Origin of the sequence: Pseudomonas sp. CFBP13508, assembly GCF_005233515.1 — a bacterium.
Taxonomy (GTDB): domain Bacteria; phylum Pseudomonadota; class Gammaproteobacteria; order Pseudomonadales; family Pseudomonadaceae; genus Aquipseudomonas; species Aquipseudomonas mercuritolerans.
In genome coordinates, this window is sequence record NZ_QFZZ01000001.1 from 933,639 (window position 1) to 949,810 (window position 16,172).

At 59.2% G+C, this 16,172-nt stretch carries 12 protein-coding genes, 1 tRNA gene and 1 pseudogene; 10 read left to right on the forward strand and 4 right to left on the reverse strand.

Annotation, left to right across the window (positions count from 1 at the left end):
• Positions 1-92: 92 nt before the first annotated feature.
• Positions 93-167 (reverse strand) — tRNA-Gln (locus PspCFBP13508_RS04165).
• Positions 168-474: 307 nt separating this feature from the next.
• Here PspCFBP13508_RS04165 and PspCFBP13508_RS04170 point away from each other — a divergent pair.
• Complete coding sequence (locus PspCFBP13508_RS04170; RefSeq protein ID WP_137213743.1) at positions 475-1,509, forward strand: alpha/beta hydrolase; 1,035 nt, start codon at positions 475-477, stop codon at positions 1,507-1,509.
• A gap of 100 nt (positions 1,510-1,609) precedes the next feature.
• Positions 1,610-2,125: a hypothetical protein gene (locus PspCFBP13508_RS27560; protein ID WP_241669493.1), complete on the forward strand. Its 516-nt coding sequence runs from the start codon at positions 1,610-1,612 to the stop codon at positions 2,123-2,125.
• A 105-nt stretch (positions 2,126-2,230) separates the two neighbouring features.
• On the opposite strand, the gene PspCFBP13508_RS04180 is transcribed toward PspCFBP13508_RS27560, so the two are convergent.
• From PspCFBP13508_RS04180 to PspCFBP13508_RS04190, 3 genes are all read right to left on the reverse strand, one after another.
• Positions 2,231-3,256 carry a GlxA family transcriptional regulator gene (locus PspCFBP13508_RS04180; RefSeq protein WP_137213744.1) on the reverse strand — a complete coding sequence of 342 codons (1,026 nt, stop codon included), beginning with the start codon at positions 3,254-3,256 and terminating at the stop codon, positions 2,231-2,233.
• Between the two features lie 92 nt (positions 3,257-3,348).
• Entirely contained in the window at positions 3,349-4,509 is a 1,161-nt protein-coding gene (locus PspCFBP13508_RS04185; RefSeq protein ID WP_137213745.1) for a radical SAM/SPASM domain-containing protein, read from the reverse strand.
• A 123-nt stretch (positions 4,510-4,632) separates the two neighbouring features.
• On the reverse strand, positions 4,633-5,526 hold the full coding sequence (locus PspCFBP13508_RS04190) for a LysR family transcriptional regulator (protein WP_137213746.1): 894 nt from the start codon (positions 5,524-5,526) through the stop codon (positions 4,633-4,635).
• A gap of 114 nt (positions 5,527-5,640) precedes the next feature.
• On the opposite strand from PspCFBP13508_RS04190, the gene PspCFBP13508_RS04195 reads away from it, so the two are divergent.
• The 8 genes and pseudogenes from PspCFBP13508_RS04195 (at position 5,641) to PspCFBP13508_RS04230 (ending at position 15,972) form a co-directional block, all read left to right on the forward strand.
• Positions 5,641-6,039: a RidA family protein gene (locus PspCFBP13508_RS04195; protein ID WP_024013144.1), complete on the forward strand. Its 399-nt coding sequence runs from the start codon at positions 5,641-5,643 to the stop codon at positions 6,037-6,039.
• Positions 6,040-6,196: 157 nt separating this feature from the next.
• On the forward strand, positions 6,197-7,060 hold the full coding sequence (locus tag PspCFBP13508_RS04200; RefSeq protein WP_137213747.1) for a putative selenate ABC transporter substrate-binding protein: 864 nt from the start codon (positions 6,197-6,199) through the stop codon (positions 7,058-7,060).
• On the forward strand, positions 7,057-7,854 hold the full coding sequence (locus tag PspCFBP13508_RS04205; RefSeq protein ID WP_056789573.1) for an ATP-binding cassette domain-containing protein: 798 nt from the start codon (positions 7,057-7,059) through the stop codon (positions 7,852-7,854). Before PspCFBP13508_RS04200 ends, PspCFBP13508_RS04205 begins: the two co-directional genes overlap by 4 nt.
• A complete protein-coding gene (locus PspCFBP13508_RS04210; RefSeq protein ID WP_130911897.1) occupies positions 7,848-8,675 on the forward strand; it encodes an ABC transporter permease in 828 nt (275 codons plus the stop codon). The genes PspCFBP13508_RS04205 and PspCFBP13508_RS04210 overlap by 7 nt, the downstream gene beginning before the upstream one ends.
• Complete coding sequence (phnE, locus tag PspCFBP13508_RS04215) at positions 8,672-9,439, forward strand: phosphonate ABC transporter, permease protein PhnE (protein ID WP_137213748.1); 768 nt, start codon at positions 8,672-8,674, stop codon at positions 9,437-9,439. Before PspCFBP13508_RS04210 ends, phnE begins: the two co-directional genes overlap by 4 nt.
• A gap of 178 nt (positions 9,440-9,617) precedes the next feature.
• Positions 9,618-11,297, forward strand: a pseudogene (locus PspCFBP13508_RS04220) (MFS transporter).
• Between the two features lie 108 nt (positions 11,298-11,405).
• Positions 11,406-11,624: a hypothetical protein gene (locus tag PspCFBP13508_RS04225; RefSeq protein WP_137213749.1), complete on the forward strand. Its 219-nt coding sequence runs from the start codon at positions 11,406-11,408 to the stop codon at positions 11,622-11,624.
• Positions 11,625-12,021: 397 nt separating this feature from the next.
• Positions 12,022-15,972, forward strand: coding sequence for an Ig-like domain-containing protein (locus PspCFBP13508_RS04230; RefSeq protein WP_137213750.1), 3,951 nt, complete (start codon positions 12,022-12,024; stop codon positions 15,970-15,972).
• Positions 15,973-16,172: the final 200 nt, after the last annotated feature.

The window sequence follows — 16,172 nt, forward strand, 5'->3', positions numbered from 1 at the left end:
TCGGCGCCGCGCAATCCCGGCTGGCTCAAGCGCGGTAAATCGCAGGCATAAAAAAACGCCAACTTCTTGCGAAGTTGGCGTTTTTTCGTAGATGGCAGGGGCGGCTGGATTCGAACCAACGCATGGCAGGATCAAAACCTGCTGCCTTACCGCTTGGCGACGCCCCTGTAGCTCTGGTCAGCGGCTCCGTGAGGATCGCTGTGAGAACGGGGCGCAATTTAACAACATTCATTTCGTTTGGGAAGCCCGAGATGAAATATTTTTTGTTTTAAAACAGCCACTTATTATTTTCGCGCGAAAACAATGGGTTTCGCCTCTGTGTATCACACTGTGTACGCGCCCCGCCGCCATACACGCCCTTGCAAAACTGCCGTGCGGGGACACACAACGGATACCTCGCTACGCTTCAATGGCCCCAAGGTTTCAAGGGTTCATCCAGCCCCTTGGCCACAGGCTCGCAAAGGAGACGTCAGCATGAAACAGGCTCTGCACACTTCTAAAATCATCCACGCGCTCGGCTTGTCGGTCCTGGCGCTGTCGCTGTTCGGCGCTGTCGGCAGCGCTCAGGCGCAAACCACAGAACCGGCTGCCGTCAGCTATTCCGCGCCCTCGCCTTTCGGCCCGCTGAAGCACATCAAGGCTGGCTTGCTCGACGTGGCCTACGCCGAAACCGGTCCTGCCGATGGCCCGGTGGTGATTCTGCTGCACGGCTGGCCCTACGACATTCACAGCTACGACGAAGTCGCCCCACTGCTGGCTGCCAAGGGTTATCGCGTGCTGATGCCGTATGCACGGGGGTATGGCGACACGCATTTCCTGTCCAAAGACACTCTGCGCAACGGCCAACCGGCGGCGCTGGCCAGCGACGTGATCGACTTCATGGACGCGCTGAAGATCAAACAAGCGGTACTTGGCGGCTACGACTGGGGCGCGCGTTCGGCTGATATCGTCGCAGCGCTGTGGCCTGAACGTGTGAAAGCGCTGGTGGCAGTCAGCGGCTATCTGATCGGCAACCAGGCCGCAGGGCAAAACCCACTGCCGCCGAAAGCCGAGTTGCAGTGGTGGTACCAGTTCTACTTCGCCACCGAACGCGGCCGCGTTGGCTATGAAAAGAACACTCACGACTTCGCCAAACTGATCTGGCAACTGGCGTCGCCGCAGTGGAAATTCGACGACGCGACTTTTGATCTCAGTGCCAAGGCGTTGCAAAACCCCGATCACGTCGAGATCACCGTGTTCAACTACCGCTGGCGCTTGGGCCTGGTGCAGGGCGAGGCGAAATATGCCGCACTGGAAGAGAAGCTTGCGTCTGCACCGTCGATCAGCGTGCCGACGATTACCCTGGAAGGCGACGCCAATGGAGCGCCGCATCCCAAGCCTGAGGACTATGCCAAACGGTTTACCGGCAAGTATCAATTCAGGTTGATTGAAGGCGGTGTCGGGCATAATTTGCCGCAAGAGGATCCGAAGGCCTTCGCGCAGGCTGTGATTGACGCGGATCGCTTATAGGCGCAGCCCGGCTGCCGTTCCGTCTGTCGCAGGACTTGAACTAGAGGGGGCCATTTGCGTCTGAACTGATGCGATATCAACCCCCCCTACGGAAGCTATCATGCTTTTAAAAAACAAGAGTCTCGTTGCTGTCATGTCCTGCGCCATGATGCTCGCAGCCGCCCCACTTCTCCCTGCTGATCTGTCCCCCATGAATTCTGCCTATGCGAAAGATGGCGGTGGCGGTGGAAATGGTGGCGGTGGCGGTAATGGCGGCGGTGGCGGTAATGGCGGCGGCGGTGGAAATGGCGGCGGGAACGGCGGTGGCCACGGTGGCGGCACAGGCGGTGGTCACAGCGGATCGGATCACGGCAGCGCCAACAGCAACGGCCGAGGCAATGGACTCAGCAGTGATCATGCCGGCAAGGCTGTTCGCGACCGCGGTGAAAGCGGCAACCACTATGGCAGCGATCGCAATGGCGATAGCGGACACGGCTCAACGACCTCGGGCATCGCCCAGTCCAGAGATACGCGCGGCGTGACCAAAGCATCTGCCATCTCCACCTCGACGCCTGGGGATCACAATTCCAAAGGATTGAGCAACGCCACAACGTCGAACGCAAAGAAATCCCGCTGATCGGTTATAGATCAAGCACACAAGCACAAATAAAAAGGGCGCCTGACAAGGCGCCCTTTTTTACGCTTGGTTTTTGACCGGAGTCAGCGTAATTAACGGCTGGTCCTATTTAACCAGCCGCTTCTCCTTCGAAGGCCGATAACCGAAGTACGAGCTGTAGCACTTGCTGAAATGGCTCGGTGAGACAAACCCGCATGCCACCAGCACTTCCACCTGCGACAGTTCGGTGTGTTGCAGCAGGCGTCGTGCTTCGGTGATACGCAGTTCCAGGTAATAGCGCTGCGGCGTGGTGCCCAGCTGTTCCTTGAACAAGCGCTCGAGCTGGCGCCGTGAGCGGCCGGCGTAGACCGCCAGTTGTTCCAGTTCCAGCGGTTCTTCGAGGTTGGCGTCCATCAGTTTGATCACTTCACGCAGCGGCGCGCTGACGCAGATATTTTCATCGGGTTTGATCCGCCGATAGCGCGACTCCTCGAAAGCAAGGATGTCTTCGATGCCCTCGACCAAGGCCTTGCCGTGCAGGCCCTTGATCCAGTCCAGCGCCATGTGAAAGGCCCCGGAAGGGCTGGACGCAGTGAGGCGGTCGCGGTCGATCACATAGGGTTCGCTGCTGACATGGGTGCTCTTGGCGATTTCGGTCAGTGCCGGGCGATGTTCCGGGTGGATCGAGCAGCGATAGCCATCGAGCAAACCGGCGCGGCCGAGAAACCACGAGCCGTTCCACAATCCGGCCAGGCTCACGCCCCGCTCCGCCGCGGTCTTGAGCAAGCCGATGAATTCGTCACTGGCGCGCAGCTCGGTGCGATAACCACCGCACACTACCAGCAGGTCCAGCTCGTTAAGCGCAGCAGAATCCAGGCGCGCGTCGGGGCGGATGACCAGGCCCAGATCGCTGATCACCTCGCCATCTCCAAGGCCGAAGGTGCGCGACGAGAAAAGTCCCGGGCGTAGCAGGTTGGTGGTGACTACCGTGTCCAGCGCCTGGGTGAAGGCCGGCAGCGAAAAGTGTTCAAGCAAGAGAAAACCGGTGCGGGTCACGCCGGTGTTATCGGGGTTCTGTTCATTCAGATAGCGAAGGTTTTTGCCCTTCATGCCACCGCTGAATTGACGTCGTTCAATCAAGGTCGGGTCCATCGGTCGTTGTTATGCGCCGATAGTTGGCTTGATCCAGCAAAGAGTCAATCACGCCTGCGCAGCGCGTGATCGACTGCTACTCCGCTGTCGCTTCAGAGCACCGAGAAAACCCCGGCACCGAGTCGTCCTTCCAGACGGCCACACAGCACGTAATGTTGATAGCCGCTGCTGAACGAACCGTTGGAAACCGCCACCCTGACGTCGTCATTCAAGCGAAGGTATTGGGCTTCATCGAAGTCCTCGGCACTGACCTCACCCGCGCGGCCCAGTTGCAGGCTGTCGATGGCCAGCCCCTGACTGTTGAGGCGTTCGAAGTCGACGATGCGATTGACCGCATGCCGCTCCAGAACGCCCTGATTCGGAAACATCGAATAGATGTGCAGGCCTTTCGAGGCGCAGCGGTTGCACATATCGACACAGTTCTGCTGTGTGGATTTGCGCCGCGTCAGTTCATCGAGCGGCATGTCGAGGTACTTGCCGACCTGGTATTCGGTCTGGTTGAAGATGGTGCAACACAGGACGGTATTGCCATTGCAGTCGATCACCAGCCAGTCATCCTTGAGCATGCAGGCTTGCTTGGGATAATGCTGAACGACGTTGATCAGGTCATCGTAAGGCGGCAGTGCAAGGCGTGTCAGGGTCTCATGGTCGGTTGGCGTGACAGACGGATCGCGCTCGACAATCGCCAGGGCTTTCTCCAGCGGCATCATCACCGAATAGCCCGTGGTAAAGACAAAGCCGAGACGCTCACTGAACCCGCGCATCAAGGCTTCTTCGTCAATGTTGTCCAGATAACGGTGGTAATAGACATCGACCCGGGTCTTGAGCCCCAGCCGTTGCTTGATCTCGTGCAGGGCGAGCATGTTCTGCTTCACAACTTCGATATCGCCGCCGGCATGGCCCTTCTTGTAGGTTTCCTGATGAAACCCTGACAGCGAGATACGGAAATAGGCCGGCTCGGCCAACAGCGCCTTTTCCATATTTTTCGAAAGATTCAAATTGGTGCTGATGCCGCTGGCCATGCCGGCGGCATTGATGATCTCGATGAACTCGCCGATCTTCGGATGAACCAATGGCTCGGTCCAGTTATACAGGAAGATCGAACGCACGCCCTCTGCCTTGGCCTTCTCGACGATCTGGCGGAACATCTCCAGTTGCATCGATTTCTTGTAATTGAGGTTTTCCGAGTTGCCCATCGGACACGAAGGACAGCTCAGATTGCAGGCACCAACAATATCGATATACATGTTCATTGCAGGCGAAGCTCCTTGATGGGAACACCACGCATCTCATCACTGCATGGGTTCCGGCCGTCGCTTGTGTTGGAATTTTGACGGCTGTGCGGCACCAGCAAGCAATAACTGCACCATGTGAAGCTATGCCATCAAGTGCACGATCCAATCGATAAATACCCGCAGCTTGAGGCTCACGTGTCGATTGGGCGGATAGGCCAGATAAAGCGGCATCGATTCAAGTTGCCAGCCTTCAAACAATTGCACCAACTCGCCACGCGCCACATGGGCGTCAGACATATACGTTGGCAACCACAACACGCCCATGCCGGCCAGCCCCGCCGCCAGATAGGCGTTGCCGTCATCCACCGCAAGCACATGCCGGCCCTTGATGTGCAACTGCTCAGCACCGTTGTGCAAGGCGTAGGGCAAAGGTTTGCCGGTGCGCGCCCAGAGGAAAGCGACCACGCGGTGATGGGAGTCTTGCAGTTCCAGCGGATGCTCAGGCGTCCCTTCGCGGGCCAGATATGCCGGCGCGGCGAAAACACCCAAGGGCAGGTCGGCGATCTTGCGCGCCATCAACGATTGATCGAGCAGCTCGCCGCCGCGCACCACGCAATCGACGTTCTCATCGATGATGTCGACGATGCGGTCGCTGACGCCCATGTCGATCTGGATGTCCGGGTAGCGCGCATGAAAATCCGGCAAGGCCGGCACCAGAATCAGCCGCGCGAACGGGCTGGGTACGTCGATGCGCAAGCGTCCACGTGGCCGTGCAGCGGCGCCGGGCAGGCTGGTTTCGGCGTCGTCCATGTCGGCCAGCAGCTTGATCACCCGCTCGTAATACGCCGCGCCATCGGCGGTGACGTTGACCTTGCGCGTGGTGCGGTTGAGCAGCTTGACCCGCAGCCGCGCCTCCAGTTGCTGGACCAGTTGCGTCACCGTGGTCTTGCCCATGTGCAAGGTTTCGGCAGCCTTGGTGAAACTGCCCGCCTCGACCACCCGGGCAAAGGCCTGCATCGCATCGAACCGGTCCATCCGCGCCCCTCGATTGTTTGGAATCTGCAAACAGTGAACGCCAAGCTTGCGCGTTTATCCGCGCACTGCAAATACCTAAAGTCGTTCCCATCAACCCCTGATGGAGTCAGCCCCATGTCCAAGCGCGATGTAGTGTTCCCACCCGCCCGCCATGCCTTGTATGAGCGTCACCGTTACTCTCCGGCGATTCGCTCCAACGGTTTCCTGTTTGTCTCCGGACAAGTCGGCAGCCGTGAGGATGGCTCGCCCGAGGCCGATCTGCGCGATCAGGTGCGCACCGCCTTCAACAACCTCAACGCGATCCTCGCTGCGGCCGGTTGCAGCTTCGATGATGCGGTGGATGTCACCGTGTTCATGGTCGATCCGCACTCGACGTTCGAAACGATCTGGACTGTGGTGCCGGAGTTCTGGGGCGAAGCGCCGTTTCCGACCATCACAGCTGTCGGCGTGACCTGGCTGGCGGGTTTCGATTTCGAGATCAAGGTGATTGCCAGACTGCCCGAAGCGGCTTGACCGCAACCGCACATAAACAGACACAACGCGCCGGCACGGAGGCTGGCCAATCTCATCGCGAATGCGTATAACCTCGCCGTTTCGTCTACCCTGACGTGGCGCGCCGTTGACAACCGGTGGCCCTTCGAATGTTGACGCTTACGAAACGGAGAATTCTATGTTCAAGCGTACCCTCGCCCTCACCGCCGGTCTGGCCCTGTCCTTTTCTGCCCTGATAGCGCAAGCCGCAGATGTCCTGCGCGTCAGCGCGATTCCCGACGAAGCCCCGACCGAGTTGCTGCGCAAGTTCGAACCGCTGGGCGCCTACCTTGAGCAGCAGTTGGGCATGAAGGTGCAGTTTGTGCCTGTCGCCGACTACCCGGCCGTGGTTGAAGCCCTGGCCACCGATCGCCTCGACATGGCCTGGCTCGGCGGTTTCACTTTTGTGCAAGCTCGATTGAAGACCGACGCCACCACGCCAGTGATCCCACTGGTGCAGCGCGAGCAGGATGCGCAGTTCACCAGCAAATTCATCACCGCCGACCCGAACGTGAAAAGCCTCGCCGACCTTAAGGGCAAGACCTTCGCGTTCGGTTCGGTGTCGTCCACCTCCGGCAGCCTCATGCCGCGCTACTTCATGCTGAAAAACGACGGCATCAAACCTGAGGGCTTCTTCAGCCGCGTCGCCTACTCCGGCGCGCATGACGCCACCGTTGCCTGGGTGCAGGCCGGCAAGGTCGATGCCGGGGTGTTGAATGCCAGCGTCTGGCAGAAACTGGTCGACGCCGGCAAGGTCGACACCAGCAAAGTCAAAGTCTTCGCCACCACCCCTACCTACTTCGATTACAACTGGACCGTGCGCGGCACCCTTGATCCGAAGCTGGCCGCGAAGATCAAGCAAGCCTTCCTCGACCTCGACCCGGCCAATCCTGAGCAGAAGAAGATCCTCGATCTGCAGGCCGCCAGTCGCTTCATCGAGACCAAGCCCGAGAACTACAAGGGCATCGAGGAAGCCGCCCGCGCTGCCGAATTGCTGAAATGACCCTACGCCTCACCCAGGGCAGCCTGCGCCATGCCAATGGCGTCGATGCCCTTCGTAACATCGACGTGCAGATTGGCGCTGGCGAACAGGTGGCGATCATCGGCCCGTCCGGCGCGGGCAAGTCGAGCCTGCTCAATCTGCTGGCGACTGCGCTCAAGCCCAGCAGTGGCGACATCGAAGTGCTCGGCGAACGCGCCTGGCACTTGTCGGCTCACCAGCGTCAACGCCTGCGTGCGCGCATCGGTCTGGTGCATCAGGCGCCGCCGATTCCGCCGCGTCAGCGGGTGATTACGGCGGTGCTGGCCGGCAAGCTCGGTCAGTGGAGTCTGGGCAAAAGTCTGCTGAACCTGCTGCATCCGCTGGATGTGGCGGGCGCCCGCGCGGCGTTGGCGCGACTGGATCTGGGCGACAAGCTGTTCGCCCATTGCCAGCAATTGTCCGGCGGGCAATTGCAGCGCGTCGGCATTGCGCGGGTGCTGTATCAGGCGCCGGAAATATTGCTCGCCGACGAACCGGTTTCGGCGATGGACCCGGTGCTTGCCGGCCACACGCTGTCGATCCTGTCGCGCCATGCCCGGGAGCACAACGTCACGCTGGTGGCGAGTCTGCACGCGGTAGATCTGGCGCTGGCGCACTTTCCACGGATCATTGGCTTGCGCGACGGGCAGATTCTTTTTGATTGCCCATCCGATCAAGTCAGCCGCGACAAGCTCGATGCGCTGTACGCCAATGAACAACTGCAATCGCCAGCGCCAGCGGTCGCGCCTTTGATTGTGCAGATTCCGCGATGCTGAAGGCCGATGCACGGGACCCGGCGGCGTGGCCGCGACTGTTGCTGACGCTGCTGGCGCTGGCTTTGCTGTGGCCGGGCATTCAGCTCAGTGAGCTGGACCTGGGCGTGCTGTTTCAGGCCGATAGCCAGAACGAAATGGGCCGTTTTGTATCGGCATTCTGGCCACCGGCGCACGATCAGGCGTTCCTGCAACTGCTGCTCAAAGCCACCCTGCAAACCTTGGCGATTGCCACAGCGGGAATGGCCCTGGCGTTGCTGCTGGCAGTGCCGGCAAGTCTGATCGCCAGTCGCGCGCTGTCGCTCTCGGCGGCGTCCCGGGGCGGCGTGCCGAGCCTGCCCGGGCGTTTGCTGCGCTGGCCGATTCGCGGTTTGCTGATCTTTTTGCGCAGCGTGCCGGAGATCGTCTGGGCGCTGTTGTTTGTGCGCGCGGTCGGCCTCGGGCCGGCGGCGGGCGTGCTGGCCATCGCCATCACCTACAGCGGTATGCTCGGCAAGGTTTACGCGGAGATCTTCGAATCCACCGACCAACGCCCGGCGCACGCATTGTTGCAGGCCGGCAGCGGCCGACTGGCGGCATTTGCCTACGGCACGTTGCCGAATGTCGCCGCCGAACTGCTCTCGTACACGGTGTATCGCTGGGAGTGCGCAATCCGTGCCTCGGTGGTGATGGGCTTTGTCGGTGCCGGTGGACTGGGGCAGCAAATTGACCTGTCGATCCGCATGTTCGCCGGCGGTGAAGTCGCCAGCATGTTGCTGACGTTCCTGCTGCTGGTGCTGTGCGCCGATCAGCTCAGCCGCTTGCTGCGCTGGAGGCTGACATGAGGCGCCTGATCAACCTGCTGCTGATCGTCGTCATCGCATGTGCGGTGGTCGCGTCCTTTGCCTATCTGGAGCTGGATCTCGCCGAACTCGGCAGCGCCAATAGCCTCAAGCAGATGGGCAGTTATGTGCAGCGCTTTCTAAGTCCCGACTTGAGCGCCGGTTACCTGAAAGCCATCGCCCACGGTTCACTGGAAACCCTGGCCATGTCGGCCCTCGGCACCCTGCTCGCGGCACTGTTCGGCATTGTTCTGGCGCTGCCTGCCGCAGGGCGTTTCGGCTGGCCGCTGCAAAGTGCGGCGCGTCTGCTGCTCAACGGCTTGCGGGCGATTCCGGAGCTGGTCTGGGCGGCGCTGATGGTGCTTGCCGCCGGGCTCGGGCCGAACGCTGGCACCCTCGCCCTCGCCCTGCACACCACCGGCGTGCTCGGTCGGCTGTTCGCCGAAGCGCTGGAAAACACCCCGCCGCAACCCGCAGAAGCGATTCGCTTGCAGGGCGGCAATCCGCTTCTCGCGTTCTGCTACGGCACCCTGCCGAACCTCGCCCCGCAACTGCTCGCCTACTGCCTGTATCGCTGGGAAAACAACATCCGCATGGCCAGCGTGCTGGGTTTTGTTGGCGCCGGCGGGCTGGGCCAGATGCTGTATGTCAGTCTCAGTCTGTTCCAGGAAGCCCAGGCCAGTACGGTGATTCTGGCGATGCTGTTGCTGGTGTTTCTGGTTGATTGGTTGAGCGCCTGGAGCCGGCAGCGTTGGGTCAAAGCGTAGGCCGAGTGGATATCTGGCAAAAGCTGATTATGCTTCAGGAAACCTTGCAGCCCTGCGAGGCGGTCAGACTGTGCAAGCTTCACGCTAGAGCAACGGCGGCAGATGCCAACGGGCCAGAGTGCGACAGGCAGTAACGGGGGACTCCGGCCTACAACAATAAGCACGACGGAGAACACCCATGGCCACAATCGACACAGCATCCACCGGCACGCCACCGCGCAGCGGCGGCATCACCAGGGAGGAGCGCAAGGTCATCTTCGCCTCCTCGCTGGGCACGGTTTTCGAGTGGTACGACTTTTACCTCTACGGCTCACTGGCGGCGATCATCGCCAAGCACTTCTTCGCCGGCGTCAACGAAACCACCGCGTTCATCTTTGCCCTGCTGGCCTTCGCCGCCGGGTTTGCGGTGCGGCCGTTCGGCGCTATCGTCTTCGGGCGCTTGGGCGACATGATCGGGCGCAAGCACACGTTTCTGATCACCATCGTGATCATGGGCGTGTCGACGGCAATCGTCGGTTTGCTGCCCGGCTACGCGACCATTGGCGTCGCCGCCCCGGTCATCCTCATCACCCTGCGTCTGCTGCAAGGCCTGGCGCTGGGCGGGGAATACGGCGGCGCGGCGACCTACGTGGCCGAGCACGCACCACGTAATCGCCGTGGCTTTTTCACCTCGTGGATTCAAACTACCGCCACCCTCGGTCTGTTCATGTCGTTGCTGGTGATTCTTGCCTGCCGCACTGCGCTGGGCACAGAAGCGTTCGAGGCGTGGGGCTGGCGGATTCCGTTTCTGCTGTCGATCATTCTGCTGGCCGTGTCGGTGTACATCCGCCTGCAACTGAGCGAGTCGCCGGTATTCCAGAAAATGAAGGACGAAGGCAAGGCCTCGAAAGCGCCGCTGACCGAATCCTTCGCACGCTGGGACAACCTCAAAGTGGTGATCATGTCGCTGCTCGGCGGTACCGCAGGGCAAGCTGTGGTCTGGTAAACCGGGCAGTTCTATGCGCTGTTCTTCCTTCTGCAAACCCTGAAGATCGACGCGCAGACCGCCAACCTGCTGATCGCCGGTTCGCTGTTGATCGGCACACCGTTCTTCGTGATTTTCGGCAGCCTGTCCGATCGCATCGGGCGCAAGCCGATCATCATGGCTGGCTGCATTCTCGCGGCGCTGACTTACTTCCCGATCTTTACTGCGCTGACCCAGTACGGCAATCCGGACGTGTTCGTCGCGCAGGAAAAAAATCCGGTCAAGGTGATCGCCAACCCTGATCAGTGCTCGTTCCAGTTCGATCCGGTGGGCAAGGCCAGATTCACCAGCTCCTGCGACCTGGCGAAAACCCTGCTGGCGAAACGGGCGATCCCGTACGAGAACGTCGCCGCAGAACCGAACACGGTGGCGCAGGTGCGCATCGGTGACCGCGTGGTCGAGAGCTTCGAAGGCAGCGCCCTCCCCGCCGCCGACTTCAAGACCCGCAACGACGCCTTCACCGCCAATCTCGCCGCGGCGCTGAAAGACGCCGGTTACCCGGAAAAAGCCGACCCGGCGAAAATCAACTATCCGATGATGCTGCTTCTGCTGACCGTCCTGGTGATCTACGTGACCATGGTTTATGGCCCGATCGCCGCGTGGCTGGTCGAACTGTTCCCGACGCGCATCCGCTACACCTCGATGTCGCTGCCCTACCACATCGGCAACGGCTGGTTCGGCGGTTTCCTGCCGACCGTGGCGTTCGCCATGGTCGCCGCCACCGGCGATATCTATTACGGGCTGTGGTACCCGATCGTCATTGCAGTGGCGACGGCGATACTTGGCACGTTCTTCCTGCCGGAAACCAAGGATCGCGACATTCTCAAGGACTGAAGAACGCCACTGTGCCCTCTCCTGCGCGAGAGGGCACTGGCGCTGAAAAATTTCGAACGTCTGCCGCCGCGCTGTCTCCAATATGTACACCCACTGGAGGCCAGCACCATGAATACCAACGACGACAAAACTCCCAACGCCCCACCCACCGATGCCAGCGGCAAACCGGTGAACGTGGTCGAGCGCGATCTGCAGGACCGCGACGGCAAGACCGAAGGCGTGGACAAGGTCATCACGCCCTCTTCCACTCGGGTCAAAGAGCAGGAAGCGCAAGAGCTGCAGCGTAAGGTCGATGAGATCGAGCGTAAGGTGGCTGATGGTAATTAATGGATTTGGAGGAGATAGCAACAGCTTGAAGGACATCCCAGCCAGCCTTACTTGCCGGATCCTAGCCATATCGCTCAGCCGTGGTCGAAAGAGGCGGTCTCGAAATTCGACTGAGCGATACCCCCGAAGCCAAGGGCTATAGCACTATCACGCTAATCATTCTGTGGGACGTGGGCAAGAATCGGCCCCTCGACATCCATACAAAGCATCGTCCCTGCCGGTGAGTACGGTATTGATCGGCTGGCCATCACTAGCAACCGGCCGCCCGATTAACAGACATACCTGCACTGGACCGTTCGTCTGAATTATGCTTTCCCCTGTCAGATCTGACAGTAGTCAATGAGCAATGAAAGGGACTAGAAAGGAATTCCCGTTTTCATGCTCAGGCGGATCCCCCATGAACTCTTTCAAACTTTTTCTGTTCCCTCCTCGCGGAAATTTGTCCGTCGGGCTTTTAGAAGAATGGCCCATCTACTTCGCCGGCATGACTCGTCCTGTCGAGGATGCCGACGGCGGTATCAACCTGGGCACATATGAAGAATCCGAGGCTGGAATATTCACCGTTATCGATCCGTACATCGGTATGGGAGCGGGAGATGAAATCCAGATTTTCTGGAACAACAAAATCATCCACGAACTTAAAGTCAAAGCCGAAGAAGTCAATGAGCGACTGTTTTTCTTTCTCCCGACTGTTGAAATCGCCCCGGGTTACTCTGAGTGCTATTACCAGGTGACCCGGCTAGGTGAACCACTCCCTGACGACCCTTCGGTCGCATTGAAACTGTTAGTCAAATTGGATTTACCCGCTGGGGAGGATGAGGAGCAGCATCTTCCTTGGCACTCACACCTCGACCTGGTCGGGTTGCCAGAGGATGTCATCGACAATGGTGTCAGCAAGGATTGGGCGAACACCGGCGTCCCCATGACCATCAAGCACTATCGGGGAAGTCGGGCGCGCGATGTCATCTGGGTGCGCTGGGGGAGTACGCTTCTGGCCCCACACGTGGTGACTCAGGCCGAGGCCGAGGGTATCCAGGAGATTGTCATCACCGCATTGCCCGCCGACATCCTGACCGCTGGCGATAGCAGCTCGTTGCCGATCAGGTACGAAATCCATGACGAGGTCTGGAACTGGTGCGAGAAATGGTCGAAGGAAACCAGGATTCCGGTGGATGCCGGTGCTTCTCGCCTCTACCCGGCCTTCTTCGAAGATGCCGATGATGGCGAACTCCATCTCGATCAACTGGACCATCAGGCGACCAACCTGCTGATCCGGCTCGAAACCAATAAGGAGTTCACCACGGGCGACACGATCGTGATCAATGTCGCCGGTGTCGGGAGCACCGGAACAGCGCCTCGCACCCTGACCGAGGAAGTCACCGTCGGCAATCTTCCCTACATTCTCGAATTCCCGATCCCCTTCGCATTCGTCAGTCTCTTCGCCACCGGGACGCTCGATGGCTCCTATGTTTTGCGCAAGAAAGACGAAAGCCCTCTGCTCTACTCCAAGCGCACCTTCGTCAAAGTGATCGGCAATCCGGCATTGCTGCCCGCCCCGAAGATTGAAGAGGTTATCGGTGCGATTTTGCCTGGAGACAGCAAAACAGCGACCGTAAGAATTACCTACCCGAGCCTCAAAACCGGCGACACGATCAACATGATCTGGGACGGCACGAAATCAGACGGCAATGGCTATCTGTATGAGGAACCATATGACGTCAGCAACAACGATCAGCAGACGGGTTTTATCTACATCTACGTGATGAACGAGCACATCCTCGCCTTGATCAACGGCAGCCTCAAACTCTATTACCGGGTGTACAACGACGATCCAGCCGATTATGGACTCAGCGAGTCTGATTTTCTGCGGGTCGAGGTACGTGAAGTGCCCGGCACTTTACCCGCCCCTGACGTAGAAGAAGCCAAAGATGGCGTCATCGACCCGACCCTGGTTTATACCCAGGCGCATGTGCTGGTCAAACCGGTCAACTGGCTGAAGGACGATATCCTGACGTATCACTGGACCGGTTTCTCCGCTTTCAGCTCAACCAAAGGCAGCATCCCCATCACTACTTTGTCGATCGACAAGACCGCGCGTTTTCGGGTGGATGTCCAATACGTCTCGGGAAACATCGGCTATCCAGTCACTGTGCGTTACACCCTGCTGCATGTCGCGACTGGAAAGTTCAGCTATTCGGCGCCCTTCGAGGTGATGGTTGGCATCCCCGTAGGTTTTTTGCCTGCGCCCACTGTGTTGCAAGCCCCCAACGGTTCGTTGAACCCGATGGATGCCCTCGACGGTGTCGATATCGAGTGCAGTTATCTCAGCATGGACGAAGCACTCGACACCCTGGCGCTGAAATGGCGGGGAACACCCGGTGCCGGTACATCAGAGGATCGGGAACAACCCGCCGAATCTTCCGGCATCGTCACCTTTCACCTGCCCGCCTCTTTTGTGGGTGCCAATATTCGGCGCTCGGTTGACGTCAGTCACGACGTTCAGCGATACGCCTTGTGGACGTCGTCACAGGTGCTGCCGTTGCAGGTACTGGATTTTCAGGCCCCGGAAAAAGAGCTGCCACGGCCTGAGGTCCCGCAGGCAATAGACGCGGTGCTGGATTTGATGGAGATCGCCGGCGACGCCAGCGTGGTGGTTAAACCCTGGCCGTTCATTGCCAAAGGCCAGCTCGCCTCGATCTGGCTCGAAGGTCGCGCCAGCACAGGCAGCTACGTCATCAATGTGTTGAGCGGGCACTTGATTACCGACCAGCAAGTCATCCAAGGGCTGTACGAGCCTTTGCTCAGAAGCGAATTGCTGAAACTGCTGCACAGTTCTGCCGCCGTGGTGAAGTGCGCGGTTGTTTTTGATGGCAGCACAGACATGTCGGCAGCGATCGAGTTTCCCTCTCTGCCGCTGACCATCCGCACGCGTTATGACTACGTGACCCCTGTCATCACCAAAGTGTTGAACCCGCAAGGCCAGGACATTCCTGAAGCCGGGCTGACATACGATAAACGTGTGACGGTTCAGGGCACGGCGACGCGTGGCGAGAAGGTAGAGATCAGGATCAATGACGTACTGAAAGGCACACCCGAAGCCTCAGCACTCTGGACATGGGAGTGCCCTGCCGACAGCCTGACCGAAGGCCTTCAAAAAATCACTGTCGAAGCCTTGTACGACGCTGATGTCCCGGTCGGCAAGCCGAGAACATTCACCGTCGGCGTTGCTACCAAACCCAGCATCACAGCGGTCAATGACTCCAAGGGTTCCGTGGCGATGGATGGCACTACTTACGACTCTGTGGTGACAGTGGCGGTGAAGGCTGACCCAGATCAGTTGATCCAGCTTTACGACAGCGCCACGGCAATTGGTGCTCCCATCGAACTTGATGGCGAGGGCAATGGTTCGACCACGCTCACTGATTTGACTGTCAAAGGGTACGCCCTCAAGGCCAGAGCGCTTTATGGCCAACAACTTGAATCAGCGGTGCATAACTTTGCGGTCAAGGCTCATCTGGCAGTAACGCTGACGTCTGTCAGACACTCGGGAGGCGAACTACCAAATGGAGGTGCAACTACCGACTCCAGCGTCACGCTGAGCGGTACTGTGACACCCCGTTATGAAGTGCAGATTTATGACAACAACAATCCAGGCCCAAAGCTTACCGGGCATCCGAGCAATGGCAGCTGGACTACCACACTGGGCATAGGACTTGGCGGACATTCGGTCTATGCGAAAGCGCTGGCAACAGGACAGAACTCCAATACTCGGACCTTCCACCGGAACAATCCGATCCCTCCCCTGAACTTCAATCAGAATCCGGTAACGCTGGGTGGCAAAACATATATCTGTCGAGACTACCCAAACCTGTTCCCCGCAGCGAATGCAGGCAACTCGGTCCGACATCAGGCTTCGGGCGGCTCGGGATCGATCACCTACAGTTCCAGTAATCCAGCGGTAGCGCCAGTCGACGGGACAGGGTTTGTCAGGGCACGAAGCAGAGGCTCGGCAGTAATCACGGCCAGAGACGGTGTAGGGCAATCCAAGAGTTATACCGTTCATGTCACCAACGTCATCTTGTGCATTGGTCTGGGCAATGGCGGCTGGAGTGCCATGAATGCGAACGCATCGGTTAATGGCGCACGAATTCCGAGCATGGGAGAACTGAATGAAATTTCTGCGGCGTATGGCGGAAGCTGGCCTATGAGTAATCACCATTACTGGTCGACCGACAAAGGCAGCTCTTTTTGGCCATGGCCCAGCAGGAAAACCAAGTACATCGTGGGTGGAGGGTGGGCAGAGGCCAAAGAGAATGGGCACGCGTCTGATGGTGTCGGAATACGATAGCCTTGTTCATTATCGCCCGCACCGCCCGGTGCGGGCACCTCTAAAGCGTTCATACGCCTTTGTCTAACCAACTCGTGCTTCAGGGAGAAAGGAAGCACTACCACTCATCGGAAACATGCCTCTACCTGTCAGATCTGACAGGTGCGCAAATCACGAAACCGCGCCCTAATCACTCCGTCGTTCCCACATCAGACAGGAGT

Bases quoted from the DNA above. Each gene is read 5' to 3' on its own strand.
- PspCFBP13508_RS04200 (WP_137213747.1), top strand. From the start codon at position 6,197: ATGTTCAAGCGTACCCTCGCCCTCACCGCCGGTCTGGCCCTGTCCTTT.
- PspCFBP13508_RS04225 (WP_137213749.1), top strand. From the start codon at position 11,406: ATGAATACCAACGACGACAAAACTCCCAACGCCCCACCCACCGATGCC.
- PspCFBP13508_RS04210 (WP_130911897.1), top strand. From the start codon at position 7,848: ATGCTGAAGGCCGATGCACGGGACCCGGCGGCGTGGCCGCGACTGTTG.
- PspCFBP13508_RS04230 (WP_137213750.1), top strand. From the start codon at position 12,022: ATGAACTCTTTCAAACTTTTTCTGTTCCCTCCTCGCGGAAATTTGTCC.
- phnE (WP_137213748.1), top strand. From the start codon at position 8,672: ATGAGGCGCCTGATCAACCTGCTGCTGATCGTCGTCATCGCATGTGCG.
- PspCFBP13508_RS04180 (WP_137213744.1), bottom strand. From the start codon at position 3,256: ATGGACCCGACCTTGATTGAACGACGTCAATTCAGCGGTGGCATGAAG.
- PspCFBP13508_RS04190 (WP_137213746.1), bottom strand. From the start codon at position 5,526: ATGGACCGGTTCGATGCGATGCAGGCCTTTGCCCGGGTGGTCGAGGCG.
- PspCFBP13508_RS04185 (WP_137213745.1), bottom strand. From the start codon at position 4,509: ATGAACATGTATATCGATATTGTTGGTGCCTGCAATCTGAGCTGTCCT.
- PspCFBP13508_RS04205 (WP_056789573.1), top strand. From the start codon at position 7,057: ATGACCCTACGCCTCACCCAGGGCAGCCTGCGCCATGCCAATGGCGTC.
- PspCFBP13508_RS04170 (WP_137213743.1), top strand. From the start codon at position 475: ATGAAACAGGCTCTGCACACTTCTAAAATCATCCACGCGCTCGGCTTG.
- PspCFBP13508_RS27560 (WP_241669493.1), top strand. From the start codon at position 1,610: ATGCTTTTAAAAAACAAGAGTCTCGTTGCTGTCATGTCCTGCGCCATG.
- PspCFBP13508_RS04195 (WP_024013144.1), top strand. From the start codon at position 5,641: ATGTCCAAGCGCGATGTAGTGTTCCCACCCGCCCGCCATGCCTTGTAT.